Genomic DNA, 24471 nt, shown 5'->3' on the forward strand with positions numbered 1-24471 from the left:
TTCACCTATTGCTTCTAATGCGCCTGACTGACTTTCTGCCCATTTTCGGCTGGCTCAAAACCTATTCCCGGAGCGATTTCCAGGGCGATGCGTTCGCCAGCGCAATCACAGCCATTCTGCTCGTGCCGCAAGGCATCGCTTATGCGCTGCTGGCTGGGATTTCGCCGCAACTGGGGCTCTATGCCAGCATTTTGCCGCCGATGCTGTATGCGCTGTTCGGCACCAGCCGGACTTTATCGGTCGGTCCGGTATCGATTGCCGCGGTAATGATCGCCAGCGCACTCAATTCGCCCGAAATCAGTATCCTGCATCAGCCCGAACAAAGCGCTGTGATACTGGCCGCCGAAACCGGGATGATCATGCTGTTGATGGCCCTGTTGCGCATGGGAGGCCTCGTTAATTTCATCAGCCATCCGGTGCTGACCGGCTTTACCAGCGGCGCCTCGATCCTGATCGTATTTAGTCAGCTGCCGCCGCTACTCGGACTGGCAAAACCCGCTTGTACAGACCGTTTCATCTGTTATGCGGACGCCGTACGAACGGCGAACCCCGCAACGGTAGGCACCGGTTTCGCCGCCCTTTTGCTGTTGATCCTGCTCGGCAAGCCGCTGACCGGCTTACTCAAAAAAACCGGGATGAAACCCGCCTGGATTACCGCAGTCAGCAAATGCGGGCCGTTACTGACGGTAGCCCTCGGCGCGGCGGCGGTTAACCGGTTCGATCTCTATACCGATTACCGAGTCGCTACGGTCGGCCAAATTCCGGCCGGCCTTCCCTCGCTGCGCTTCGATACGGGCGATTACGCCCATTGGCGGCTTCTGCTGCCCTATGCCGCCTTAATTGCCCTGATCGCCTATGTCGAAAGCGTCGCCATCGCCAAGGCGATAGCGAACCTCAAGGGCGAAAAAATTCAGCCCAACCAGGAATTGTTCGGCCTCGGCGCGGCTAATATCGCCTCGGCCCTGTCCGGCGGCATGGCCGTAGCCGGAGGCTTCAGCCGCACGATGGTCAACTTTTCCGCCGGCGCGCGAACCCAGCTGGCGATGCTGGCGGCCTCCGGCCTTGTCGCGCTGGCGTTAATGTTTTTCAGTCCTTATTTTGCCGCCATCCCGAAATCGGTGCTTGCCGCAATCATTCTGGTCGCAATCACGCCGCTGATCCGTTTGAAAAACATCGCCGATACCTGGCGCTACGATGCCAGCGACGGCATCGCCGAAGGCGTCACCCTGCTCGGCGTGCTGGTGCTCGGGATCGAGGAAGGCATCACACTCGGCATCGTCCTGACCTTGATCAGCTACCTCAGAATCACGAGCCATCCGCATATCGCTGTGGTCGGACGCATCCAGGGCACCGAGCATTTCCGCAACGTCAAACGCCATGAAGTGAAAACCTGGCGGCACCTGCTGCTGCTTCGCGTCGACGAAAACCTTACTTTCGCCAACGTAAACTATGTCGAGGAATTCATTACCGACCAATTGCAGCGCCAGCCGGATATCCGGCATATCGTACTGATCTTCGCCTCGGTCAGCTATATCGACAGCACCGCGCTCGAAGTGATCGAAGGCCTGAACGACACACTGAAAAACCTGAACATCACGCTGCATCTTTCCGAAGCGAAAGGCCCGGTGCTCGATAAGCTGCAGAAGACCGAATTTCTCGGCCATCTGAAACCCGGCAAGGTGTATTTTCGGACTCAGGATGCGGTCAATGAACTGGCGTAACGGCTTCACATCCATGCAGCGTCTCAATTTATTTAATTGAATTTAAGGTTGATATTGCAGAAATCCGGTCTTGTACTAGGCTTAGTCCATCCCGTCTAACGTTTTGGAGGTCGGCATGGAACCCTGCGAATTCAAAGACTTTTATGAGATTCTCGAAATTAGCCCGAACGCGAACAGCGATACGATAGACAGGGTGTTCCGTTATTTGGCGCAACGTTATCATCCCGATATTCAAGAAACCGGAGACAGCCATCGATTCGCCGATATCGTTCAGGCTCATGAAACGTTGCGGAATCCGGAGCAGAGAGCACGTTACGATATCGAATACCGGAAACAACGCAGCCGAAGCCTTCCGCAACCGGAAGACAACCAGAATCCTCAGCCCTTTTATGAAGATGGAACAATACGGGAAAGGCTGCTGCTGTTGCTGTATTTCAAACGCCGCCACAATATGAATAATCCAGGCCTCGGCAATCTCGAACTGGAACGGCTGTCGGGCTGCCCGCGCGAGCACCTGGAATTTCATCTCTGGTATTTGAAGGAAAAAGGCTGGATAGCGCGGATGGAAAACGGTTTGCTGTCGATTACTGTCCATGGCGTCGATCATTCGAATCAGGAAACCCGGCACAGCAGAAGCGCAAAACTATTGACCGTTCAACCCGGCTGAATAAATTATAAAATGGGCCAGCATCCACTTTCGCGGGTGCGTTCCTTTGTCTATTGTCAAGACTTTTGAGGCCTTAGATTTTATGTTAGTCTAACGGAATGCTTCGCCCTTTGAAACAGGAACGCCGCCTTCTAGGCGTTAATGACCAAACCGCATTTGCCCAGTCATTTTATGGAACCAAGTCCGTTCATCGATTATTATGAAACCTTAGAAATCAGTCCAAACGCCAATGCTGAAACAATAGACCGGATATTCCGCTATCTGGCGCAACGCTATCATCCGGACAATCAGGATACCGGCGACCATCATCGCTTCAGCGAAATCGTCCGGGCTCATGATACGCTGAGAGATCCGGTCAGACGGGCCAGATACGATATTCAGCATAAAAACTATACGGAGTCGCGTTCGAAGCTGGCCGAAGAGGCGGGCAATCCCGAAAACATGGAGCGGGATGTCGAAATTCAGGAAAAGCTGCTGTCGATCCTCTATATGAAACGCCGCCGGAATATCCATAATCCCGGCCTCGGCAATCTCGAGCTGGAACGCCTGTCGGGTTGTCCCCACGAGCACCTGGAATTTCACCTCTGGTATTTGAAGGAAAAAGGCTGGATAGCGCGAATGGAGAACGGTACCCTCGCAATTACCGTGGAAGGTGTCGATCACGCGCATTCCGAAACAAAACACACAGCCGGCTTAAAACTCTTGCCGGACCCTATCCACTCCGCCGAAGGCTTCTAAACCCTCCGAAAGACGGGTAATGGTCTCCGCCTCGTCCTCTCAAGCCTCTTTCATCCCAATCCTCCTCGGTTTTCCACCAGGGGATGCGAGAATCAACGTCACCCCCGATGCCGACCCGACGACTTATTCATCCGTATTCGCCAGCACCGGGAGTCGATCTGCAGGCCCTACTGGCCAACCTGGAGGCCGGCTCCGGCCAAAGATGAAGCTACACTTCATCGCAAAGCCGAAATCCGGCCGCCTTTGGCTTCTATAGCCCAGGCTCCAACGCTGCTTGGCCCGGACGGTAAACGGCGTACACATAGACCGGGATGTCCAGCCCGCCAAGGCGCTCATCAATCAAAGGCCAGACATCGTCCCAATCCAGATCTCCAACTCCGGTTGCCAATCGCGGCAGCGCCAACGATGTCAGTTTTTCGTGGCGAATGATTTTGACCAGGGCCTCCAATGCGTGCCGGACATTACCGATCGTTGCCTTGCCGTGCCGATGATCGTGGCTGTCGACGCCTTCCTGAGTAATCAGATTGACGATTCTGACATTGTCCGGACCGCCCCACATCCAGGCCTCGCCCGGCTTGGTATTGTGCATGTGGCACCAGCGATGGAAATCCTTGTGCATGGCCGGATACCGGTTGTGCAGTTCGAGCGCCAGCCCTTTGTCCATCGGATCGTTAAGGCCCACGCCATGCGCAATCGCCTGTGCCTTGGTTAATAAAATATCACCTTCGACTCGGTAAATCATCGTGTTCTCCTTTGTTATTCCAGGCCTGGCGATGGCGCCAGACCGTTTAATTTTTAACCACAAAGTCCCCAAAGACGCCGACTATGCCAGCCCGAATGACAGATACGCGCTCACTGCGCTCCGCCCGTTTTTCAAGAGGCGGTTTCGGAGCCTCACGTCTCCGTTTACGTATCGGATTTGGTAATAAAAACACTTACACCGGTGTGAGAATTGTTGTAAATTTCTAACCGTTTCGGGATGGATTCCGAATTCCCCTTGTCTATTCTAGTTTAACGGAATGAGGCTGTTATTATGAAATTAAAGCCGTTACTTTCTTCTGTCGGAGAATACATGCAGGAGCAGCCGATCGGCACATTGCTGACTTTATTGTTTGCCTTGCTGGTGATCATTCTGATGAGTTTGTATTTTCGAGTGTATATGGACGATGAGCAGTGGGAAAAATTCAAGGCCGAGCACCACTGCGAATTACGGATGAGCAAAACCGGAACCCAGCGCGCAAGCTGGGCTTGCGACGACGGCAAGACCTATTTCCGCTGGCGCCAGCAGCGTTGAGGATCGGAAAGTCCCAAAATCAATGCCGCGGTTCGCGCAATCCTGCATCGACGCCGATTTCGCCGCGCGAATCCAGCGTCAGCACCGCAGGCATAGGCTCGCCATTAATCGTAACCCTGCAAGCTTCCGCAGTACGGCCCTGCCGCAATAATTCCGCCGCCATCCGGCGAGATATCTGCGCACCGAACGCCTCTTTCCACAACACAAACTTGCAGCCCTTGCGCCAATCGCTGCAGCCGTAGCCTTTTCGGCCTTCGATGATCGGCGCGCCGCAGAGAGGGCAGCGCCCCAGGTCTGCCGGTGCGTCGCTGGGTCGGCGCGAACCCACGATATCGCGGGTAAAACGGATGATCCCTTCCATGAACTGCCGCGGATCGAATTCGTTCTGCTCGATTCTTTTCAGGCGCGATTCCCATTCGCCGGTCATCGCGGCCGACTTCAAATGCTCGTCGGCGATCAATTCGATCAGCCGCTGCCCGGTTCCGGTACTCAGCAACAATTTTTTCTGCCGGCAAATATAGTTACGCTTAACCAGCACTTCGATGATCGCGGCCCGCGTCGCAGGCGTCCCGAGCCCTTTTTCCTTCAAGGCTTCTTTCAGGGTTTCATCGTCGCAGGTTTTGCCGGCCGACTCCATCATACCCAGCAAAGTGGCTTCGGTATAATGTTTCGGCGGAGTCGTCTTGCCCTGCTTGAGCGCTGGCCGGTGCGGCCCGGTTTCGCCCTGCTCGAAAGCGGGCAGAATCTTTTGCTCCTGCTCGGCAGGCTGGGAGGAAGAATCCTTATATAATGTCTGCCAACCCGGTGCCTCGATAACCGTGCCGGTCGTTTTGAAAGGCACTTCGGCCGCCTCGCCGAGCACGGTGGTGACCTGCTTCAAGCAGGGCGGGTAAAACCCCGCAATGAACCGTATCGCGACGGCCTGGTATACCTGTTCCTCATCGCCGGCCAGCGTCCGCGGCAAGGTGGTCGTCGGAATGATCGCATGGTGATCGGTCACCCCGGCATCGTTGAACAGGCGGCCGGTCAAAGCCAGTTGATTTAGGTTCAGCGCTGCGATCTGCGGCTCGAAGCGTGCCTTCAAAGTCTGCAGCAAGGGCTTGACCTGCGGCTTCATGTCCGCACTCAGGTAACGGCTGTCGGTACGCGGATAAGTGATGTGCTTTTTTTCGTATAACGACTGGGCAAGACGAAGCGTCTGATCGGCCGTGAAGCCGTGGCGAACGCTCATGTCTTTCTGCAGATCGGTCAGATCGTACAAAGGGGGCGGATAAACTTTTTCCTGCTTGCCTTTGACCGACGTAATCCGGAAATCGCTGCCGTCGATACGCTCCCTGAGCGCCTCGGCCTTCTCTTTCTTCTCGAAACGCCCGCCGCTGTGTTGAAAGTCGACCTCGCGGTACAGCGTATGCAGCTCCCAGAAATCTTTCGGCTTGAATTCGGCAATCTCCCGGTCGCGCTGTACGACCAGCGCCAGTACCGGCGTCTGTACCCGGCCGAGGGTCCACAGCTGCGAACCCTGGCCGAACTTGAGCGTGTAATAGCGGGTTGCATTCAAGCCGACGATCCAGTCCGCCTCGCTGCGGCACTTGGCGGCCTGGTAGAGTCCTTCGAAGGCCCGGCCCTCGCGCAGCTGGGCGAATCCCTGGCGAATCGCTTCGTCGGTCAGCGAACTGATCCAGAGCCGTTTGAACGGCTTACTCTCGCAGCCGCACCAGGACAGGATGTAACGGAAAATCAGTTCGCCTTCCCGGCCCGCGTCGGTCGCGCAAACGATCTCGTCGGCGCTCCGTAACAGGCTTTTGACCGTCTGCAGCTGCTTCTGCGCGGCCGCGTCCCCCCGCGCCCTGAGCGCAAAACGTTCGGGAATGATCGGCAGTCCTTCCAGAGACCAGCGTTTCCAGGCCTTGTTGTACTGGTCCGGCTCCTGCAACTCGACCAGATGCCCGAAGGCCCAGACGATCCGGTAACCGTTGCCCTCCAGGTAGCCGTCGCGCCGGTTGTTGACGCCCAGGCAGCGCGCAATGTCCCGGGCCACGGAGGGTTTTTCGGTCAAGACGACTTTCATTGAAATCTATACCCGGCTTCCCTCGGCGGCTTCCGGCTGGACGATCTGGTAACAAGGCACGTATTTCTTGCCCGGCAGTTTCATCCGGTGCTGCTTCACGAAAGACGTCAGCAGCGCATCCATCAACACCATGATCTCGGGATCGCCATGGATTTCGAAATGGCCGTGCTTTTCGACCGCGCGAATGCCGTCGTCCTTCACATTACCGGCCACGATGCCCGAAAACACCCGCCGCAGATTCGCCGCCAGAACATGCACGGCCTGATTTTTATGCAGGGCCAAATTGCTCATGTTGTGATGCGTCGGCACGAAAGGCGTTTGAAAGACTTTGTCGATATGCAGCATCCAGTTGAAATAATAGGCGTCGCCGGTAGCCTTGCGAAATGCCCGCACTTGGTGGATGCCCGCGTCCATCTCGATCGCAACCTGCCGGGGATCGTCGATGATGATCCGGTAACGCTGCTGCGCTTCCGTGCCGAGGGTGCCGCCGATAAACCGGTCGATCTGCTCGAAATATTCTCCCGCGCTGTCGGGGCCGGTAAAAATCAACGGAAACGGCATCGCTTCGTTTTCGGGATGAAGCAAAATGCCGAGAATGTAGAGAATTTCTTCGGCGGTACCCGCGCCGCCCGGAAACACGACGATGCCGTGACCGGTCCGCACGAACGCTTCCAAACGCTTTTCGATATCCGGCAAGATGACCAGGTCGTTCACGATCGGGTTCGGCGATTCGGCCGCGATGATGCCCGGCTCGGTAATGCCGAGGTATTGCCCGTGCTTGATCCGCTGCTTCGCATGGCCGATCGCCGCACCTTTCATCGGGCCTTTCATCGCACCCGGTCCGCAGCCGGTGCAGATGTCCAGGCCGCGCAGGCCCAATTCATGGCCGACCTGTTTGCTGTACTCGTATTCCTTACGGCTGATCGAATGCCCGCCCCAGCAGACGACCAGCTTCGGGTTCACCATCGGCCGCAAAATGTTCGCATTGCGGAGAATGTGAAACACCGCATTGCTGATGCCCTCCGAGGTTTGCAGATTGAAGCGCGGGTTGTCGTTGATCTCGTCGCTGACGTAGATGATGTCGCGCAGTACCGCAAACAGGTGCTCCTTGATCCCCTTGATCATCTTACCGTCCACAAACGCATGCGCAGGGGCGCTTTTCAGCTCCAGTTTGATCCCGCGCTGCTGCTGGACGACGCGAATCCCGAAGGATGAGTATCGTTCCAGAAGCTCCTTGCCGTCGTCCATCGAACTGCCGCAATTCAGTACCGCCAGCGCACAGTTGCGGAATACCCGGTATAAACCGCCTTGACTGGTATCCAGCAATTTGCTGACTTCGGCTTTCGATAGAATATCCAGGCGGCCTTCCTCGGGCGATATGACCGCATCCATTACTTCATGCTTCATTCTGTTCCTCTACACTTCATTCTTCGATGGATTGCTTTGCGACGCTCGCTTCTTGTCGGGAGTTTTTGTCTCCGGCCGGCACAAGCCTTTCCCGGATAAAGAATAACCGTTCATTCATGACCTATTCAGCATTTTCGATTATGATCCGCCTAACGCATATTTTTCTACATATATTAGGACTAAAATCATGAACCCCATCATTAAAGGAGTGATTCTGACAGGATTGGCGATATTGCCGGCAGCTTGCGCAACCTATTCCCAAGGGTACTATGACACCGGCTACGGCTATTCTCCGGGTTACTACGACAGCGGCTATGGCTATGGCATCGTCGAACGCAATTATTACAATACATATACCTACCCTACCCCGGTTTACCGCACGGAAGAGCACCATCACCACCACTACGACGGCCATGATCGCCGTCATTCCGATCGGCATGATCACGACGGCCGGCGCTACTCGCCGCCTCCCGGCACCCTTTACCCTAACCCCGGATCCCGCGACCGCGACCGCGACCGCGACGAAAAAGATCATTATAACTGGAACGCACAGGCTGCGAAGCCCTACGACAACCGGAAATTCGATCGGAACCGCCAGCAATATGGCGAGCGGCACGAAGGATGGCCCCAGCGTCCTCCCGCCGACTCGAATGCGTATGGACAACGGGGGCACCGCCAAAATTGGGATCGGCAGGAAAGCAGACGTCAGAACAGCGGCTTTGAAGAGCACTCCCCTGCTTACGGCAGAGCGGAATCGGGATGGCATAACAATACCCCGGCCGCTCCGAAAAACAGGCAGGACGGGCAAGCAAGACAAAGGCCCGGAAGATGGCGTTCCGGGGATCCGCAAGACGTGCAAAACGGTCAATGACCGCTTTGCCCCCGGCATATAAGGAAGGAAGGCGTTAATCCGCAACGGCCGGATGGGGTATCTTCGACCGGACCGGACGCTTCGAATTCAGCCCCCACAAGATTATTCAACGCTTTTTAGATTGTATTTTCGCACCCGGTAACGCAGGGTTTCGCGCGTTGCCCCTAAATCCCTGGCGGCCGCGGTCAGATTGTAATCGGCGCGTTCCAACGCGGTTTTGATGATGAACTTGTCCATGTCGTCCAGAGCCATGCTGCCGTCCAGCGGCAGCTGAATCATGTTTTTATCGGTCACCCCGGCCTGCGGCGGACTGGCTTGTCCCGGCAATTGCAGCCATTGTCCCGGAAAAACCGGCCCATCGGCAAACAGAACGCAACGCTCGATCACATTGCGCAGTTCGCGCACATTGCCCGGCCAGTCGTAATTTTTCAATTTGCTCCAGACCTCCTCCGGAATGTCCTTGACGCGCTGACCGGCTTTCGCATTGAATTCGGCAACAAACAACGGCACCAGATCCTCCAGGTCTTCCTTGGCCGCACGCAGAGGCGGCAGCATGACCTTGAAAACGCTCAGACGGTGGTAAAGATCGCTGCGGAAGCTGCCTTCGCGCACCATCTGTTCCAGATCGCGGTTACTGGCGGCGATAATCTGCACATCGACGCCGACTTCTTTTTCGCCGCCGAGACGGCGCACCTTATGATCCTCGATCGCCTTGAGCAGCTTGGCCTGCAATTCGAGCGGCATTTCGCCGATCTCGTCCATAAACAGGGTCCCGCCATCGGCCTGTTCGAGCAGGCCGCGATGCCGGGCGGTCGCGCCGGTAAACGCCCCCGATTCGTGACCGAACAGTTCGGATTCGAGCAGCTCGCGCGGCAGCGCCGCACAGTTCACCTCGATCATCGGCTGCTGAGCGCGGGCGCCGCCGTAGTGCAGTATCTTCGCGGCCAGCCCCTTGCCGGTGCCGGTTTCGCCGCCAATGATCAGGGCGCTGAACGGCACCTGATTCAGACGTTGCAGCAAAGTCCGCACTTCCTGGGCCTGCCGGCTCCGGCCGACATAGGCACTTGGCGAATAACGCTTATGTCCGGCGCTGGCCTGCTCGCGCACCCGCCTGATGATTGCGGCGCTGCGTGCGGCACTGGCAACCACCAGATCGAGCCGCTCCAGATCGCAGGGTTTTTCCAGAAAATCATAAGCACCGAGCCTGAGCGCCCGCACCGAATCGGGCACGCTGCCGTAGCCGGTCAAAAACAGCCATTCGGCATGCCCGGCCTTCTTCTTGATTTTTTCCATCAAATCCAGGGCATTGCCGTCCGGCAGATTCAGATCCGAAAGTATCAGCAACGGCGCCAGGTTTTTTTTGACCAGCCAATCCTCGGCTTCGGCCAGCGTGGTGGCCAATACGACTTCCCATCCGGATTTCCGGTAATGCAGGGACAGTTCGGAGCCTAGCAGTTTTTCATCTTCGATGATCAACAAGGTTTCTATCATCGATGCGCCTCCTCAGCAATGGCCGGCCAACACAGCGAGACACAGGCGCCATGCGGTATCTGATTTTTGAGACTGATGCAACCGCCGGTTTCTTTGACGTAACGCTGCACCATCGTCAGCCCAAGTCCGGTGCCCCGCTGGCGGGTCGTCCGAAACGGCCGAATGCCCTGTTCGAGCAGTTCCGGGGAAAATCCGGGGCCGTCATCCGCCACCTCGATTCTAAAGCCTTCGGCGTCTTGAGCGGCCGTAACGCGTATCATACCGCTCCTTCCTTCCAATGCATCGGCCGCATTCAAGATCAGATTCAACAAGGCTTGCCTGAGGCCGCCCGCCGGCAAATGCGCCGTAAGCAGCGGCAGAGCCACAACCTCCAGGCGGATGGATTCGGCGATCTGATAACGGGTCAATGCCGCCAGGTCGCGGATCAGCATCGCGACGTCGATGTCGTCGGCCTCTTCCGGCACATGGCGGCTTTGGTTCAGCAGATCGTTGAGCAAATGGCCGAGCCGTTTCAGCTCGCCGCCGATCAAATCCATACGCGCATACTGGCCGGGATTATCGATCTCACGCCGCAAGTTACTGAACGCGATCTGGATGCCCGCCAGCGGATTGCGTATCTCATGGGCGAGTTCGGCCGCGACCTCGCCGACCGCCGCAAGCCGTTCGGCCCGGGCCAGGCTGGCCTGCTGTTCGAGCAGGGCCTGGGTCGCCAGCCTGACCTCCCGCTGAAGCGATTGCGCATACAGGCGTTTGGCTTCCTCGAGCTCGGCCAGATGGCTGACCATTTCGTTATAGCTGTTGAAGACCGGCAACAGCAAGGGATCGAGATGGTCGGTCGTGATTCGGGTAAAATTGCCTTCGGTCAGGCGCTGCAGCAGTAATCTCAGATCGTGCAAAGGGTGCAGGATGCGCCGGTAGAAAAACCCGAACGCGACGACCACAATTACAATAAACGTGACCGCAGCCAAGTCGAGTTCGGTTTGCGTGTCTTCGCTGATTTCGCCCAGCAATTTCTCGCGTTGCCCAAGCTCGTTATCCAGCGTATCGCTGAGCAGATTCAGCGCGCTGATCAAACGTTCCTGCTTGTCTGTCCCGCCAGGTTGCCGCCATTCATCGAGTATCGCTTTGACAATGCCCATGTTTCCTGCAGAGCTCTCGGCCAAAAATCCGCTTTCCGTAAACAAAGTATTCAACTCCTCGACCGTGCCGCTCAGCGCTTCGATCATCGGCAATAAACGCTCATGCTGGCCAAGCGGAGTCACTTTAGTCAAATAATCGATCAGTGCTTTTTGCAGCGCCACCGACGCATGCTGCACGCTGTGCGAATAATTGACGTGCGAGAACACGGTATTGAAATGATGAAGATTGCGCCATATCATCCCGACGAACATCGCCAGCGTCAGCGACATCAATAATAAAAACGCTAAAACACGATGCTGAACAGGGCTATTCAAGAATTGCATAACTCTTAGATACGATAAGATGCGCTCGCGATCAGGGCGAATCTTTCGATCGCCCTGGCCGACACGACGGCTAAACTTCCTCCGCCGAACGCTGTTTATTATTCGCGTAGCCCGGCAGACCATGATGATCCGAGCGCCGTCTACACATGTGATCTCTTTTCATTTTGCGCACCGCCAACGGATGCCGTGAGTAGGTGTCATGGTATTCCATTCCGAAGAACTCACAGATGCCGCCCTGTGCTTCATAATTGTGCTGGAATTCGTGCAGGAATTCCATCACTGTATGATCGATCAGATAGGCGTTGCTCAACTGGAAGATCACGTGCCGGCCCTTGTCGATGCCGGCCAGCGCGTTTTTCAACGCCATGAAGTTCGAAAAGATCGCCGCCCCGACGATTTCGACCAGCAGCGCGCCATTTTCCAAGGGCTCCAGCACGAAATGGATCTTGAATAAATTATTCAGCCGGACCCCCCTGAACATATGGATCGCAAATTTGGCCATGATGCCGATCGCCACGCCGATCAGCAGGTCGGTCGCCAGTACGCCAATAATGGTGACCACGAACATGAACAGTTGTTCCTTGCCGATCCCCATCACTTTGGCGAACTCTTTCGGCGAAGCGAGGCGAAAGCCGGTAAACACCAGCAAGGACGCCAACGATGCCAATGGAATGCTGTGGATCAGACGCGGAAACAGCACCACGAACAGCAAGAGAAACATGCCGTGAAAAAAATTGGCCCAGCCGGTTTTCGCGCCGTTGTTGCAATTGGCGGAGCTCCGTACGATTTCGGCAATCATCGGCAGACCGCCGACCATTCCCGCAACCAAATTACCGACCCCAATCGCAGTCAAATCGCGATCCAGGTTCGAATGCCGGCGATAGGGGTCGAGCTTGTCGACCGCCACGGCACTGAGCAGGCTTTCCAGGCTGCCGACCAGGCAGATAGCGACCACCGCGGACCAGAACTCGGCCGTCGCGATTTTGGAAAAATCCGGAAAATAGAAACTGGACAAAAAATTATCCGAAATCGCGACCAGAAACTTCGGCCCGACCGTTGCCTCGTGATGCGGCAGAAACGTCGCATCCGGCAGAAACAGATACATGTGTTCATGATCGAGATCGTAAAACTTCCCCAAACCGATACCGGCCAGCACCACCAGAATCGGTGCCGGCAGCATTTTCAACTGCGGCTCGCGGACCACCCGCCAGAAAATCAGAATTGCGATACTGGTCACCCCGATCATCGCGATTTCGGGATTTAGGTTGACGATACTGTGCGGGATTTGCGCGATCGTCGAAAACAGACTGCCTTTTTCCGGGGTCACCCCGAGCATCACATGGATCTGCTTGGCCATGATGATGATGCCAATCGCCGCCAGCATCCCATGTACGACCGAGGCCGGAAAAAACGAACTGAGCCGGCCGGCCTTAAAGAACCCCATCGCAATCTGCAGCACGCTGGCGACCACGATCGCGGCCAAGGTATAGCGGTAGCCCGCCATCGCATCGCCCTGCCCGAGGCTTTGCACCGCGTCCAGCACGACCACGATCAGGCCGGCGGCCGGGCCGTTGATCGTCATGAACGAACCGCTGACTCTCGAAACCAGCATGCCGCCGACGACCGCCGTAATGAGCCCGGCGGACGGCGGAAAGCCCGACGCCATCGAGATTCCCAAGCACAGCGGCAGCGCGATCAAGAACACTAAAAACCCCGACAACAAGTCGGCGCGCCAATTTTCCTTTAACCCGGCGAGCCCCGTTTTAGGTAAGCCGGGCGATAAAACTTCAGACATCAGCATCTCCGTAAATTAATAGATGCCTAGACCTTAGCGAATACCATGCCAGCTCACAAAAACTTATAAGCCACTGTTTATAAAAAATTTTTCAACCAACCACCCCTTGTCGTCCGAAAAAACGGTGTAAAACCACCATTTTAAGGTTGTATTACACCTTAAAGCTGCATTCCGCCCTGTTCGCTAGGCACTTGCCCGCTAAGAAACCGTTTGCAGGAATCGCTCGAACTCTCGAGTGAGAAACGGCAGTTCGCTCATCAAGCGATGATCCGCATCCAGCATCGTCAAACGGACCCGGTATTCCCGGCAAAAGCGCCAGGCATGCTCGGGCGGCACAATATCGTCGCGCCAGCCGTGATAAACCCAAGTCTTGTCCGGCGGAATCCTAAACGCGGTTTGCGGGTAGCCCGGCAAATAAAAAGCGGGAGCCAATAGAAAAAGACCGGCCGGCTTGACTGTTTCGGCTGCAACGGCGGACACGTAAGCCCCCATACTCGAACCGACCAGCACAACCCGGTCGAAATCCCGCCATCCCGTCGCCAGCAATTGGTCAGCACGCCGATCGGGATCGGGCTGCGCCCGATAATCGGGACTTTCGAGCCGGTAGCCCTGATTTTCTGCGACCCTCGCAAACGCCAGCGTCTTTTCGCCCCACGGCATGCTGTCCTTACCGTGGCTATAGATCAGTAATTTTTTCATCCGTTTCTCCGATATACGTTGCCGATTTTGGTAATACCTTAAAATCATATAGCATTTGACCATAACACGGTTTCACGATAAGATTATTGATTTATGTTAGTTCGCCTCCCCCAAACTATTGACCCGTTACACCTCGCCGACAAGCGCAGTGTACTGAAAGGGGAGCTTTCGCTTAAAGATTTTGGCCGTCTCCGCGACATGCTGTTCGATACCGACGGAAACGTCGCGGTCGAGCTCTACTTCAGCCGCGAAGGCCGGTTGGCCAAGATCGAAGGGAAGATTGAAACCCGTCTGCAACTGATCTGCCAGAATTGTCTTCAGGCTATCGACTGGCCTGTAAATGCGACCATCCGGCTGGGCGTTGTGAACTCCCTGGAGCAAGTTGACCGCTTGCCTCCGGACTTCGAACCGCTGTTCGTCGAGGAAGAAAAAATGCCTCTGTTGGACATCGTCGAAGACGAGCTGTTGCTGAATCTTCCCCAATACCCGAAACATTCCGAATCCTGCCAGGCTCAGGAGACGGACAGCCGCGTGCCGACTCGACCCGAGACAGACCGGCAAAAAAGACAGGATAACCCTTTTTCCATTTTAGCCAACTTAAAAAACCAGGAGAGCCCTCATGGCAGTACAAAAAAGTAAAGTATCCCGCTCGAGACGCGGCCAGCGCCGCTCGCACGATGCATTAACCGCCCGCACACTGTCGCAAGATCCGTTGACCGGCGAAACCCATCTGCGTCATCACGTCACCCCGGACGGTTATTTCAAAGGCCGCCAAATTACAGCGGCTGCCAGCGACGAAGAATAAGCATCGAGCTTTAACTTGGCGCCATACCGAACCCTCACCGGTTCGGTTTTTTATTTTTTAATGCGGAGACCTCGGTTAAGGTGAGCTTGACAATTTCGATTGATGCGATGGGCGGGGACTATGGCCCGAACGTAACGATCCCAGCCTCCTTGGATTGCCTGAAGAGCAATCCGAAGCTGAAGCTGATTCTAGTGGGCAATGAAGCCGTCATCAAAGAGAAGTTGGGAAACCATCTCGAAGTTTATCGCGACAGATTGACCGTGCATCATGCATCTCAATGCGTCGAGATGGACGAGCCTCCTTCGAAAGCCTTGAAAAACAAAAAGGATTCTTCGATGCGGGTCGCGATCAACCTAGTCCGCGACGGTCTGGCCGATGCCTGCGTCAGCGCAGGCAATACGGGCGCGCTGATGGCGACGGCCCGTTTCGTGCTCAAAATGATACCGGGGATCGACCGTCCGGCGATCATTTCCACACTGCCCTCGATTCACGGCCATACGCATGTGCTCGACCTGGGCGCGAACGTCGACTGCACGGCGCAGCATCTGTTCGAATTCGCGGTCATGGGTACCGAACTGGTCAAGGCGATCGAGAACGTCGAATCACCGCGGGTCGGCCTATTGAATATCGGCGAGGAAGAAATGAAAGGCAACGAGCAAGTAAAAGCCGCCGCCAAGCTGCTCGAAGCCTCCTCATTGAATTATATCGGCTATGTCGAAGGGAATTCACTGAACGCGGGCGACATCAAGGTCGATCTGATCGTAACCGACGGCTTCGTCGGCAATGTCGCGCTCAAATCGATCGAAGGCGCCGCCAAAATGATCGGCACCTTACTAAAGCAGGCGTTTTCGAAAAATCTATTGACCAAGGCGATCGGACTGATCGCCTACCCGGTTTTATCTTCCTTCAAAAAACGCATCGATCCGCGCCTTTACAACGGCGCCAGCTTTCTCGGCCTGCGTGGACTGGTAATTAAAAGTCACGGCGGCGCCGATGTGCTGGCTTTCAAAACTGCGATACAGCTGGCTGAAATTGAAGTCAAACAGGACGTCATACGCAAAATCAGCCAGCAGGTCGAACAGAATCTGTCTTTGGGAATGCATTCATGACCCGCTATTCAAGAGTCATCGGCACCGGCGGCTATCTCCCCTCGGAAATCTTAACCAACGATCAAATTTCGGAAACGGTCGACACCTCTGACAGCTGGATCTTTGAACGGACCGGCATCAAGAGCCGGCGTATCGCGGCTCCCGACGAAACCGCCGCCAGCATGGCCGAAATTGCGGCCCGCCAGGCCATCGAAATGGCCGGCATCGATCCCGAAGAAATCGACCTGATCATCGTCGCGACCGGTACGCCGGACCGCGTCTACCCGAGCACGGGCTGTCTGCTGCAGCATCGGCTCGGGATTAAACATTGCGTCGCGTTCGACGTCCAGGCTGCCTGTTCCGGCGCGATCTTCGGGCTAAGCATCGCCGATCAGTACATCAAGACCGGCGCGGCCCGCAAGGTACTGGTCGTCGGCTCCGAAATCTGTTCGCGGATCGTCGACTGGACTGACAGAACGACCTGCGTGCTATTCGGCGACGGCGCCGGCGCGCTTCTGTTGGGCGCTTCCGAAAAAACCGGCATTCTGTCTACCCACATTCATTCGGCCGGCGAATACGAAGAACTGCTGTACTGCCCGAATCCGCAAGCCGCAGCAAACGGCCATAAACATGAAATGGGCTTCATCAACATGCGCGGCAACGAAGTCTTCAAGGTGGCAGTCAACACGCTCGGACGGATTGTCGACGAAACCCTGGAGGCCAATGCGCTGGACAAGGAAGCGATCGACTGGCTGGTCCCGCATCAGGCCAATATCCGGATCATTCAGGCCACCGCGAAGAAGCTGAAAATGCCGATGGACCATGTCGTCGTCACCCTCGAAAACCAGGGCAACACCTCTTCCGCTTCGGTCCTGCTGGCGTTCAACGAGGCAGTGCGCGACGAACGCATTCAGCGCGGCCAGATCGTCCTGCTGGAAGCCTTCGGCGCCGGGTTCACCTGGGGCTCGGCGCTGCTGAAGTATTAATAAAGCAAGCAAAAAGCGCAAGACGAAAAGTCACTTTGCTTTTCGCCTTGCGCTTTTGCCTCGCTCAAAAATAACAAAGACTTTAAAAAATACTCGACACCTCCATGAGCACACAAAACTACGACTTAGCCTTCGTTTTTCCAGGCCAGGGTTCCCAGTCGGTCGGCATGATGGCCGATTTGGCGGCCGGTTTTCCCGAAATCAAACAGACGTTCGAACGCGCCTCCGATGCGCTAGGCAAGGATTTGTGGACCTTGGTCAGCGTCGGCCCCGAAGCCGACCTGAATCAGACGCAAAATACCCAACCAGCGATGCTGGCGGCAGGGTTTGCGATCTGGGAAGTCTGGCGTAAGCAGTGCGGCATCCGGCCGGCCTGGACCGCAGGCCACAGCCTCGGTGAATATACCGCCTTGGTCGCCGCCAATGCGATCGCGTTCGAAGATGCAATCAAGCTGGTCGCAGTCCGCGGCCGCCTGATGCAGGAGGCGGTCCCGCCGGGTACCGGCGCGATGGCCGCGATTCTCGGGCTTGAGGATCATCAGGTCGTGGAAGCCTGCAAAAAAGCGGCGCAGGGCGAAGTCGTCGAGGCGGTCAATTTCAATGCGCCGGGCCAGGTCGTGATCGCCGGTCACGCAAGCGCAGTGCAGCGCGCGATAAACGAAGCCCAAACACTGGGCGCCAAGCGCGCCGTGCTGCTGCCGGTCAGCGTGCCCTCGCATTGCGCACTGATGGATGGCGCCGCCGATAAACTCGGCGAGGAACTCTCACGGATTCAGATCGACAGCCCCGACATGACTCTGATCCACAATACCGACGTGATGTCGCACAGCGCACCGGAAGTGATCCGCAACGCGTTGAAAGAGCAGCTGTTCAAACCGGTACGGTGGGTCGATTCGATCAAATTCATGCACGACCAAGGCGTCACCCGCATTGTCGAATGCGGCCCCGGCAAGGTCCTGATCGGGCTGAACAAACGCATCGTGAAAGATGCCGAGCATCTGTCCATTTTCGATACCAAATCTTTTCACACTACATTGGAGCAGTTAAATGGCTAAACAAGTCGCCTTAGTGACAGGCGCCAGCCGCGGCATCGGCAAGGCAATTGCCGAACGACTGGCCGGCGACGGTTTTTTCGTGGTCGGCACTGCGACCACCGAAAACGGCGCGGAAGCAATCTCGGCCTATCTCGGCGAAAACGGCAAAGGCCTGCGTCTGGATGTCGCGGACGCCGATTCGATCACCGAAGTGATCAAGGCCGTCAACGACGAGTTCGGCGCTCCGGCCGTACTGGTCAACAATGCGGGCATTACCCGGGATAATCTCTTGATGCGGATGAAAGACGAAGAATGGGATGCAATTATCAACACCAATCTCGCTTCGGTCTTCCGGATGAGCAAAGCGGTGCTGCGCGGGATGATGAAAGCCCGGACCGGCCGCATCATTAGCATTTCTTCGGTGGTCGGTGCGACCGGCAACGCGGGACAAGCCAATTATGCCGCCGCCAAGGCCGGCATCGTCGGATTCAGTAAATCGCTGGCAAAGGAAGTCGGCTCGCGGAATATCACCGTAAACGTGGTCGCCCCGGGCTTCATCGACACCGACATGACCAAGGAACTGGGGGACGAGATCAAAACCTCGCTGCTGGCGTCGATTCCGCTGGAACGACTCGGCTCGGCCGAGGAAATCGCCCATGCGGTATCGTTTCTGGCCTCCCCGGGAGCCGCCTATATCACCGGCGAAACCTTGCATGTAAACGGCGGGATGTATATGCCCTAACCGTTGCGACCGAGATTAGGCAAGCGCGAACCCAGCTTTATATTGTGACTTTGAATTCAGATTAAAGTATAATTTTCGCTACCGTCGTCTGGAATTTCCGTGGACGGGATTTCTAGTAAAACCAATAACAATATCATTGTAAATATATGATTTATTAATTAGAAGTATATTTACACTGCTTGAGGATATAAATTATGAGTAATGTTGAACAACGAGTAAAAAAGATTGTTGCAGAGCAATTGGGCGTCAAAGAAGATATCGCCAACGACGCGTCTTTCGTAGACGATCTGGGTGCCGATTCTCTGGACACCGTTGAACTCGTTATGGCGCTTGAAGAAGAATTCGAATGCGAAATTCCGGACGAAGAAGCTGAAAAAATCACCACCGTTCAGCAAGCTATCGATTACGTCGAAAAAAATACCTGATAGCGATTTCTTAGTGGATGACAACCCGCGCATCCACTAACCCTCACCCCCCGTTTTTCTAAACCACAGATTCCACACGGTAACACACATTGAGCACACGTCGAGTCGTAATCACCGGTTTGGGCGCCATTACGCCTTTAGCAAACACGGTAGCCGAAACCTGGGACGGCATCATTAACGGCAAAAGCGGCATCAGCCCGATCGATTCGTTTGATATCTCGCCTTTCGCCACTACTTTCGGCGGCGTGATTCGCAATTTTGACGTCACCCAATATATCCCGGCCAAAGACGCTCAGCGCATGGACGGCTTCATCCACTACGGGCTGGCGGCCGGCTGCCAGGCGATCGAAGATTCCGGCCTTGAAGTGACCGATGCGAACGCGGAACGGATCGGCGTTGCGATCGGCGCCGGCATCGGCGGCGTGACCGGTATCGAAGAGTGTTACGCACTGTACGAAAAAAGCGGCCCGCGGCGGATTTCGCCGTTCTTCGTGCCCGGCAACATCATCAACATGATTTCCGGCAATCTGTCGATCAAGTACGGATTGAAAGGCCCGAATTTTGCGATCGTAACCGCCTGCGCGACCGGTACGCACAATATCGGCGATGCGGCACGGTTGATCCAGCACGGCGACGCGGATGTAATGATCGCAGGCGGCGCCGAACGCTGCACGACCTCGCCGACCGCGATGGGCGGCTTCATCTCGGCAAAAGCGTTGTCGCGCCGTAACGACAGCCCCACAACGGCCAGCCGGCCCTGGGATAAAGACCGCGACGGCTTCGTGCTCAGCGACGGTGCGGGTGTAGTCGTTCTTGAAGAACTCGAACACGCGAAAGCGCGCGGCGCGAAAATTTATGCGGAGCTGGTCGGTTACGGCATGAGCGGCGACGCCTATCACATGACTACTCCGTCGCCGGGCGGCGAAGGCGCCGCGCGCTGCATGCGAAACGCCCTGCGCAACGCCGGCCTGAATCCGACCGACATCGATTACATCAACGCGCACGGCACCTCGACGCCGGCCGGCGATATCGGCGAAACCCAGGCAATGAAAGCCGCATTGGGCGATCATGCCTATAAGATCGCGGTCAGCTCGACCAAATCGATGATCGGCCACATGCTTGGCGCGGCCGGCGGCATTGAGGCGGTATTGACCGCGCTTAGCATCAAGCATCAGGTCGCGCCGCCGACGATCAACCTGGATAACCCCGACCCCGAATGCGACCTCGACTATGTTCCGCATGTGGCCCGCGACATGAAGATCAGCATTGCGATGTCGAACTCCTTCGGTTTCGGCGGCACCAACGGAACGCTGATTTTTAAACGCTACGAATAAACCCGATCCCGCGCAGGGTCGCCCTGTCCGCCGATGTTGCTTGTCAATGGTGAACGCAGAGAGACCCTGTCCGTTTCAGACCGCGGCCTGCAATACGGAGACGGCTTATTCGAAACGATCGAAATCAAGGATTGCCGGCCGGTTTTTTTCGACCTGCACCTGAAGCGTCTTGAGGCGGGCTGCCTTCGGCTCGGACTTCCGTTTCCCTCTTCCGGCCTGTTGGCCGAAGAAGCCGGAACCTTGTGCAGGGAGTCGCCCGCACAAGCCGTACTCAAGATCATTGTGACCGCAGGTTCCGGCGGACGCGGCTATCGCCGTCCCGAAGCAATCGAAACGGCCCGGATTCTGAGCCTGCACCCCTTCCCCGATTACCCGGCTACCTTCGGCACCGAAGGGATCCGGGCCCGCATCTGCGCAATACGCCTGGGCATCAATCCGGCCTTGGCCGGCCTCAAACATTTGAACCGGCTGGAACAGGTGCTTGCGCGCGCCGAATGGAGCGATCCCGCCATCCAGGAAGGCCTGATGCTGGACAGCGCCGGCCATCTGATCGAGGGGACGATGAGTAACCTCTTCTATGTTCGGAACGGCGCCCTCTATACCGCATCGCTCGAACAGTGCGGGATTGCGGGCATCATTCGCGAACTGATCATACGACTTGCCACCCGGCATCGATTTGCCGTTACAGAACTCAGCTACACGTTCGAACAGTTAGCGTCGGCCGATGAGATCTTCGTTTGCAATTCGATTATCGGCATCTGGCCTGTCCGCCAAATCGAGCAAATCGCTCTCCGTTCCGGTCCAATTACCCGTGAAATTCAGCAATGGCTGGCGGATTACAAACAAGAGACGCTTCGCAGTGAGCCATAAAATCATAGGACTGACCTTATTATTCATCAGCTTCACGGCCGGTTGGGCGTGGATGGATTACCGTGCCGCGCTGGAAACACCGGCCGTCAAAGATAATCCGGTTGTGATCGAGATCGCGAAGGGCGATTCGATGGACCGAATTGCCGAAAAACTCGTCGAGCAGCATCTGAAGGTCAATCCGTTTTGGTTCAAAGTGATCGCGCTCCAAAAGCAGGCGGCTGCCAAGCTGAAGACCGGCGAGTTCGAATTCGCCGTTGGACTGACGCTTCCCGAAATCATCGATCAAATCGCCGCCGGCAAAACCCGGCAGCACAGCATCACCTTTCCGGAAGGCTGGAAATTGGCCGATATCCTAACCGCGCTGAACAGCAACCCCTACATCGAACATACCCTGAAAGATACTTCTTCCGATGCAATGCGCAGCCGGCTCGAAATCAAGGAAAACCATGCCGAAGGCCTGTTTTTCCCGGATACTTATTTTTTCGAGAAAAACATGACGGATGTCTCGCTGCTGAAAAGGGCCTACGGCAAAATGCAGTCGGTGCTGCAGGAAGAATGGCCGCAAAGATCGGCAGACTTGCCGCTCGCCTCGCCTTATGAAGCGTTAATTCTGGCCTCGATCATCGAAAAAGAAACCGGCGCGGACGACGAGCGGCCCCTGATCGCGGGCGTGATGACGCGCCGCCTGAAAAACGGCATACCGCTACAGACTGACCCGACGGTAATCTACGGGATGGGCGCCGATTATCAAGGCAATATCGGCGAGCAGGATCTGAAAAAGCCGACGCCCTATAATACTTACCAGGTCAAAGGCTTGCCGCCGACGCCGATCGCGATGCCGGGACGCAAGGCGATCCGCGCCGCCCTCCACCCCGATGACGGCAGCAGCCTCTATTTCGTCGCGAAAGGCGACGGCACCCACGTCTTTTCATCGACCCTGCAGGATCACAACCGTGCAGTCGAACAGTTCCAAAAACAAAAAAAATGAGCGGCATGAAACGCGGAAAATTCATCACCCTCGAAGGCGGCGAGGGCGTCGGTAAAAGCACGAACCTGATCTTTCTACATGACTATCTGAAGCACCGGGGCATTCCGGCTGTCGTCACCCGCGAACCCGGCGGCACTCCCTTGGCCGAAAGGCTCCGCGAAGTGCTGCTCGCCCACGGCAGCGAATCGATCGCCCCGGCCGCCGAATTATTGTTGATGTTCGCGGCCCGCGCGCAGCACATCCGCCATGTGATCGAACCGGCGCTGACCCGGGGCGAATGGGTGCTGTGCGACCGTTTCACCGACGCGACTTACGCCTATCAGGGCGGTGCGCGCCACATGGATTCCGCCGCGATTGCCTGGCTCGAAAATCTGGTGCAGGGAACGCTTCGCCCCGATCTGACACTGCTGCTCGATGCGCCGGTCGAAACCGGCCTGGCGCGCGCGATGAGACGCCGGAGCGAACCGGACCGCTTCGAAACCGAAAAGCGCCGGTTTTTCGAAGACGTGAGGCAGGCCTATCTGCGGCTCGCCAAACAGCATCCGGAGCGGATCAGGCTCATTGCCGCAGACCGCCCTCTCCCCGAGGTGCAGGCGGATCTTGCCGATTCGCTGTCGGCCTTGCTTAAATGAAACCGTTACTGCCCTGGCAGCAAACCCAATGGCGGCAGCTTTGCGGCTATCTCCGCCAACGGCGCATTCCGCAGGCGCTCCTGATCAGCGGCAACAAGGGCCTCGGTAAACGCGAATTGGCCGAACGCTTCGCCGCGGTCCTGCTCTGCCAAGCGCCTTCCGCCGAAGGGGAGGTCTGCGGCAACTGCCAGGCCTGCAAACTGCATGCGGCAGGCAATCATCCGGACCTGTTGGTCGTGGCTCCGGAAGAACCCGGCAAGGCGATCGGAATCAACCCGATCCGCGAACTGATCGCCGATATACAATTAAAACCGCAATACGACGCTTACCGGGTCGTGATCATCGATCCCGCCGAACAGCTGAACAGGGCGTCCGCGAACGCATTTTTGAAGTGCCTCGAAGAACCGACCGAGCGCACGGTGATCATTCTGGTCACCGCCAACCCGGCCAAACTGCCGATCACGATCGCCAGCCGCTGCCAGCGGCTAGCCTTGACGCCGCCGGCTCGGGCCGCCGCCGTTGCCTGGCTGCAAGCTCGGTCGGTCGCCGATCCGGACGCACTGGCGGCGCTGGCTCAAAACGCGCCGCTTACCGCACTGATTTATGCAGAAGAACAGGTCTTGACCACCCGCAACGGCTGCTTCAAAGCCTGGCTCGACATCGCCCGCCGCCGCGCAAGCCCGGTCGCCATTGCCGAAGACTGGCAAAAACTGCCGCTCCTTCCCCTTCTCTCCTGGCTGACCGGCTGGGTGATCGAGCTGATCAAATGCAAATTCCAGCCGCAAGAACCCGATGCGCCGCCCGCTTCGGCCGAACGCCCCTTGCAGGAACTGGCTGACCGGCTAGACTTAAAGAGCCTGTATCGATTGTACGATTTATTGCTGGCGGCCCGCGAACGGCTCGACAGCCAGATCAATAAGCAAATGATGCTGGAAGAAATTCTGATTCAATGGGCCGAACTCAACCGGAGCTAATCATCATGTCGTCAGACTCTACCCCACGGCAAGGAATCTTGTCGTTGTCCATTAAGGAAAAAAGCGCGCTGTATATGGCATACATGCCTTTCGTGACCAACGGCGGCCTGTTCATCCCGACCACCCGTAATTATGAAATGGGTCAGGAAGTATTCATTTTACTGAGCCTGATGGAAGAAACCGAAAGGCTGCCGATAGCCGGCAGAATCGTTTGGAAAACCCCTCCGGGCAGCGTGTACCGCGCCGCCGGCATCGGCGTCCAATTCAGCGACCAGGACGGCGGCATGGTCCGCAACAAGCTCGAAAACTACCTGGCCGGCGCACTCGAATCCGAACGGCCAACCCATACGATGTAATACCCGGGCGCGACTAATTTCTG

At 56.5% G+C, this 24471-nt stretch carries 25 protein-coding genes; 18 read left to right on the forward strand and 7 right to left on the reverse strand.

Annotated features, from left to right (window positions below; genetic code table 11):
* The first annotated feature begins 17 nt into the window (after positions 1-17).
* From JJL52_RS09155 to JJL52_RS09165, 3 genes are all read left to right on the forward strand, one after another.
* Entirely contained in the window at positions 18-1721 is a 1704-nt protein-coding gene (locus JJL52_RS09155; RefSeq protein ID WP_202052111.1) for a SulP family inorganic anion transporter, read from the forward strand.
* 115 nt (positions 1722-1836) lie between these two features.
* Positions 1837-2388, forward strand: a complete 552-nt coding sequence (locus tag JJL52_RS09160) for a J domain-containing protein (RefSeq protein WP_202052112.1) — start codon at positions 1837-1839, stop codon at positions 2386-2388.
* A gap of 171 nt (positions 2389-2559) precedes the next feature.
* Complete coding sequence (locus JJL52_RS09165; RefSeq protein ID WP_202052113.1) at positions 2560-3126, forward strand: DnaJ domain-containing protein; 567 nt, start codon at positions 2560-2562, stop codon at positions 3124-3126.
* Between the two features lie 250 nt (positions 3127-3376).
* On the opposite strand, the gene JJL52_RS09170 is transcribed toward JJL52_RS09165, so the two are convergent.
* Positions 3377-3868, reverse strand: coding sequence for a macro domain-containing protein (locus tag JJL52_RS09170; RefSeq protein ID WP_202052114.1), 492 nt, complete (start codon positions 3866-3868; stop codon positions 3377-3379).
* Between the two features lie 291 nt (positions 3869-4159).
* Between JJL52_RS09170 and JJL52_RS09175 the strand changes: the two genes are divergently transcribed.
* Positions 4160-4420 (forward strand): hypothetical protein, encoded by a 261-nt coding sequence (locus JJL52_RS09175; protein WP_236994158.1) that lies wholly within the window; start codon positions 4160-4162, stop codon positions 4418-4420.
* Between the two features lie 19 nt (positions 4421-4439).
* Here JJL52_RS09175 and JJL52_RS09180 read toward each other — a convergent pair whose 3' ends face one another.
* A complete protein-coding gene (locus tag JJL52_RS09180; RefSeq protein ID WP_202052115.1) occupies positions 4440-6488 on the reverse strand; it encodes a type IA DNA topoisomerase in 2049 nt (682 codons plus the stop codon).
* A 6-nt stretch (positions 6489-6494) separates the two neighbouring features.
* On the reverse strand, positions 6495-7895 hold the full coding sequence (gene ppnN / locus JJL52_RS09185; RefSeq protein ID WP_272901726.1) for a nucleotide 5'-monophosphate nucleosidase PpnN: 1401 nt from the start codon (positions 7893-7895) through the stop codon (positions 6495-6497).
* Positions 7896-8082: 187 nt separating this feature from the next.
* Here ppnN and JJL52_RS09190 point away from each other — a divergent pair, with 187 nt between their 5' ends.
* Positions 8083-8766 carry a hypothetical protein gene (locus JJL52_RS09190; RefSeq protein WP_202052116.1) on the forward strand — a complete coding sequence of 228 codons (684 nt, stop codon included), beginning with the start codon at positions 8083-8085 and terminating at the stop codon, positions 8764-8766.
* A gap of 102 nt (positions 8767-8868) precedes the next feature.
* Here the strand turns inward: JJL52_RS09190 and JJL52_RS09195 are convergent, their stop codons facing one another.
* The 4 genes from JJL52_RS09195 to JJL52_RS09210 form a co-directional block, all read right to left on the reverse strand.
* Positions 8869-10257, reverse strand: coding sequence for a sigma-54-dependent transcriptional regulator (locus JJL52_RS09195; RefSeq protein ID WP_202052117.1), 1389 nt, complete (start codon positions 10255-10257; stop codon positions 8869-8871).
* Positions 10254-11720, reverse strand: coding sequence for a sensor histidine kinase (locus JJL52_RS09200; protein ID WP_202052118.1), 1467 nt, complete (start codon positions 11718-11720; stop codon positions 10254-10256). Before JJL52_RS09200 ends, JJL52_RS09195 begins: the two co-directional genes overlap by 4 nt.
* Positions 11721-11790: 70 nt before the next feature.
* A complete protein-coding gene (locus JJL52_RS09205) occupies positions 11791-13515 on the reverse strand; it encodes a SulP family inorganic anion transporter (RefSeq protein ID WP_202052119.1) in 1725 nt (574 codons plus the stop codon).
* Between the two features lie 198 nt (positions 13516-13713).
* Positions 13714-14214, reverse strand: a complete 501-nt coding sequence (locus JJL52_RS09210) for an alpha/beta hydrolase (protein ID WP_202052120.1) — start codon at positions 14212-14214, stop codon at positions 13714-13716.
* A gap of 93 nt (positions 14215-14307) precedes the next feature.
* Here JJL52_RS09210 and JJL52_RS09215 point away from each other — a divergent pair, with 93 nt between their 5' ends.
* From JJL52_RS09215 to JJL52_RS09275, 13 genes are all read left to right on the forward strand, one after another.
* Positions 14308-14853, forward strand: coding sequence for a YceD family protein (locus JJL52_RS09215; protein ID WP_202052121.1), 546 nt, complete (start codon positions 14308-14310; stop codon positions 14851-14853).
* Positions 14834-15019, forward strand: a complete 186-nt coding sequence (gene rpmF / locus JJL52_RS09220; protein WP_202052122.1) for a 50S ribosomal protein L32 — start codon at positions 14834-14836, stop codon at positions 15017-15019. The genes JJL52_RS09215 and rpmF overlap by 20 nt, the downstream gene beginning before the upstream one ends.
* Before the next feature lie 80 nt (positions 15020-15099).
* Positions 15100-16128 (forward strand): phosphate acyltransferase PlsX, encoded by a 1029-nt coding sequence (gene plsX / locus JJL52_RS09225; protein WP_202052123.1) that lies wholly within the window; start codon positions 15100-15102, stop codon positions 16126-16128.
* A complete protein-coding gene (locus tag JJL52_RS09230; protein WP_202052124.1) occupies positions 16125-17093 on the forward strand; it encodes a beta-ketoacyl-ACP synthase III in 969 nt (322 codons plus the stop codon). The genes plsX and JJL52_RS09230 overlap by 4 nt, the downstream gene beginning before the upstream one ends.
* Positions 17094-17197: 104 nt before the next feature.
* Positions 17198-18148, forward strand: coding sequence for an ACP S-malonyltransferase (gene fabD, locus JJL52_RS09235; RefSeq protein WP_202052125.1), 951 nt, complete (start codon positions 17198-17200; stop codon positions 18146-18148).
* Entirely contained in the window at positions 18141-18869 is a 729-nt protein-coding gene (gene fabG, locus JJL52_RS09240; RefSeq protein ID WP_202052126.1) for a 3-oxoacyl-ACP reductase FabG, read from the forward strand. The genes fabD and fabG overlap by 8 nt, the downstream gene beginning before the upstream one ends.
* A gap of 194 nt (positions 18870-19063) precedes the next feature.
* Positions 19064-19294, forward strand: a complete 231-nt coding sequence (acpP, locus tag JJL52_RS09245) for an acyl carrier protein (protein WP_005371208.1) — start codon at positions 19064-19066, stop codon at positions 19292-19294.
* A gap of 89 nt (positions 19295-19383) precedes the next feature.
* On the forward strand, positions 19384-20628 hold the full coding sequence (gene fabF, locus JJL52_RS09250; protein ID WP_202052127.1) for a beta-ketoacyl-ACP synthase II: 1245 nt from the start codon (positions 19384-19386) through the stop codon (positions 20626-20628).
* Between the two features lie 33 nt (positions 20629-20661).
* Complete coding sequence (pabC, locus tag JJL52_RS09255; RefSeq protein ID WP_202052128.1) at positions 20662-21498, forward strand: aminodeoxychorismate lyase; 837 nt, start codon at positions 20662-20664, stop codon at positions 21496-21498.
* Positions 21488-22486: an endolytic transglycosylase MltG gene (mltG, locus tag JJL52_RS09260; RefSeq protein WP_202052129.1), complete on the forward strand. Its 999-nt coding sequence runs from the start codon at positions 21488-21490 to the stop codon at positions 22484-22486. Before pabC ends, mltG begins: the two co-directional genes overlap by 11 nt.
* Before the next feature lie 5 nt (positions 22487-22491).
* Positions 22492-23118: a dTMP kinase gene (tmk, locus tag JJL52_RS09265; protein WP_202052130.1), complete on the forward strand. Its 627-nt coding sequence runs from the start codon at positions 22492-22494 to the stop codon at positions 23116-23118.
* Positions 23115-24092, forward strand: a complete 978-nt coding sequence (locus tag JJL52_RS09270; RefSeq protein ID WP_202052131.1) for a DNA polymerase III subunit delta' — start codon at positions 23115-23117, stop codon at positions 24090-24092. The genes tmk and JJL52_RS09270 overlap by 4 nt, the downstream gene beginning before the upstream one ends.
* 5 nt (positions 24093-24097) lie before the next feature.
* The gene (locus tag JJL52_RS09275) at positions 24098-24448 is read left to right on the forward strand and encodes a PilZ domain-containing protein (RefSeq protein WP_202052132.1); all 351 of its coding nucleotides are present in this window, start codon (positions 24098-24100) and stop codon (positions 24446-24448) included.
* Positions 24449-24471 lie beyond the last annotated feature (23 nt).

This window comes from Candidatus Methylomicrobium oryzae (assembly GCF_016745425.1).
GTDB lineage: Bacteria > Pseudomonadota > Gammaproteobacteria > Methylococcales > Methylomonadaceae > Methylomicrobium > Methylomicrobium oryzae.

Coding starts and splice junctions, on each gene's coding strand:
- JJL52_RS09155 (WP_202052111.1), top strand. CDS start 18: ATGCGCCTGACTGACTTTCTGCCCATTTTCGGCTGGCTCAAAACCTAT.
- fabG (WP_202052126.1), top strand. CDS start 18,141: ATGGCTAAACAAGTCGCCTTAGTGACAGGCGCCAGCCGCGGCATCGGC.
- JJL52_RS09270 (WP_202052131.1), top strand. CDS start 23,115: ATGAAACCGTTACTGCCCTGGCAGCAAACCCAATGGCGGCAGCTTTGC.
- JJL52_RS09180 (WP_202052115.1), bottom strand. CDS start 6,488: ATGAAAGTCGTCTTGACCGAAAAACCCTCCGTGGCCCGGGACATTGCG.
- JJL52_RS09230 (WP_202052124.1), top strand. CDS start 16,125: ATGACCCGCTATTCAAGAGTCATCGGCACCGGCGGCTATCTCCCCTCG.
- fabD (WP_202052125.1), top strand. CDS start 17,198: ATGAGCACACAAAACTACGACTTAGCCTTCGTTTTTCCAGGCCAGGGT.
- pabC (WP_202052128.1), top strand. CDS start 20,662: ATGTTGCTTGTCAATGGTGAACGCAGAGAGACCCTGTCCGTTTCAGAC.
- JJL52_RS09200 (WP_202052118.1), bottom strand. CDS start 11,720: ATGCAATTCTTGAATAGCCCTGTTCAGCATCGTGTTTTAGCGTTTTTA.
- JJL52_RS09170 (WP_202052114.1), bottom strand. CDS start 3,868: ATGATTTACCGAGTCGAAGGTGATATTTTATTAACCAAGGCACAGGCG.
- rpmF (WP_202052122.1), top strand. CDS start 14,834: ATGGCAGTACAAAAAAGTAAAGTATCCCGCTCGAGACGCGGCCAGCGC.
- JJL52_RS09275 (WP_202052132.1), top strand. CDS start 24,098: ATGTCGTCAGACTCTACCCCACGGCAAGGAATCTTGTCGTTGTCCATT.
- JJL52_RS09210 (WP_202052120.1), bottom strand. CDS start 14,214: ATGAAAAAATTACTGATCTATAGCCACGGTAAGGACAGCATGCCGTGG.
- JJL52_RS09195 (WP_202052117.1), bottom strand. CDS start 10,257: ATGATAGAAACCTTGTTGATCATCGAAGATGAAAAACTGCTAGGCTCC.
- JJL52_RS09175 (WP_236994158.1), top strand. CDS start 4,160: ATGAAATTAAAGCCGTTACTTTCTTCTGTCGGAGAATACATGCAGGAG.
- ppnN (WP_272901726.1), bottom strand. CDS start 7,895: ATGAAGCATGAAGTAATGGATGCGGTCATATCGCCCGAGGAAGGCCGC.
- JJL52_RS09190 (WP_202052116.1), top strand. CDS start 8,083: ATGAACCCCATCATTAAAGGAGTGATTCTGACAGGATTGGCGATATTG.
- JJL52_RS09160 (WP_202052112.1), top strand. CDS start 1,837: ATGGAACCCTGCGAATTCAAAGACTTTTATGAGATTCTCGAAATTAGC.
- JJL52_RS09165 (WP_202052113.1), top strand. CDS start 2,560: ATGGAACCAAGTCCGTTCATCGATTATTATGAAACCTTAGAAATCAGT.
- tmk (WP_202052130.1), top strand. CDS start 22,492: ATGAAACGCGGAAAATTCATCACCCTCGAAGGCGGCGAGGGCGTCGGT.
- JJL52_RS09205 (WP_202052119.1), bottom strand. CDS start 13,515: ATGTCTGAAGTTTTATCGCCCGGCTTACCTAAAACGGGGCTCGCCGGG.
- acpP (WP_005371208.1), top strand. CDS start 19,064: ATGAGTAATGTTGAACAACGAGTAAAAAAGATTGTTGCAGAGCAATTG.
- JJL52_RS09215 (WP_202052121.1), top strand. CDS start 14,308: ATGTTAGTTCGCCTCCCCCAAACTATTGACCCGTTACACCTCGCCGAC.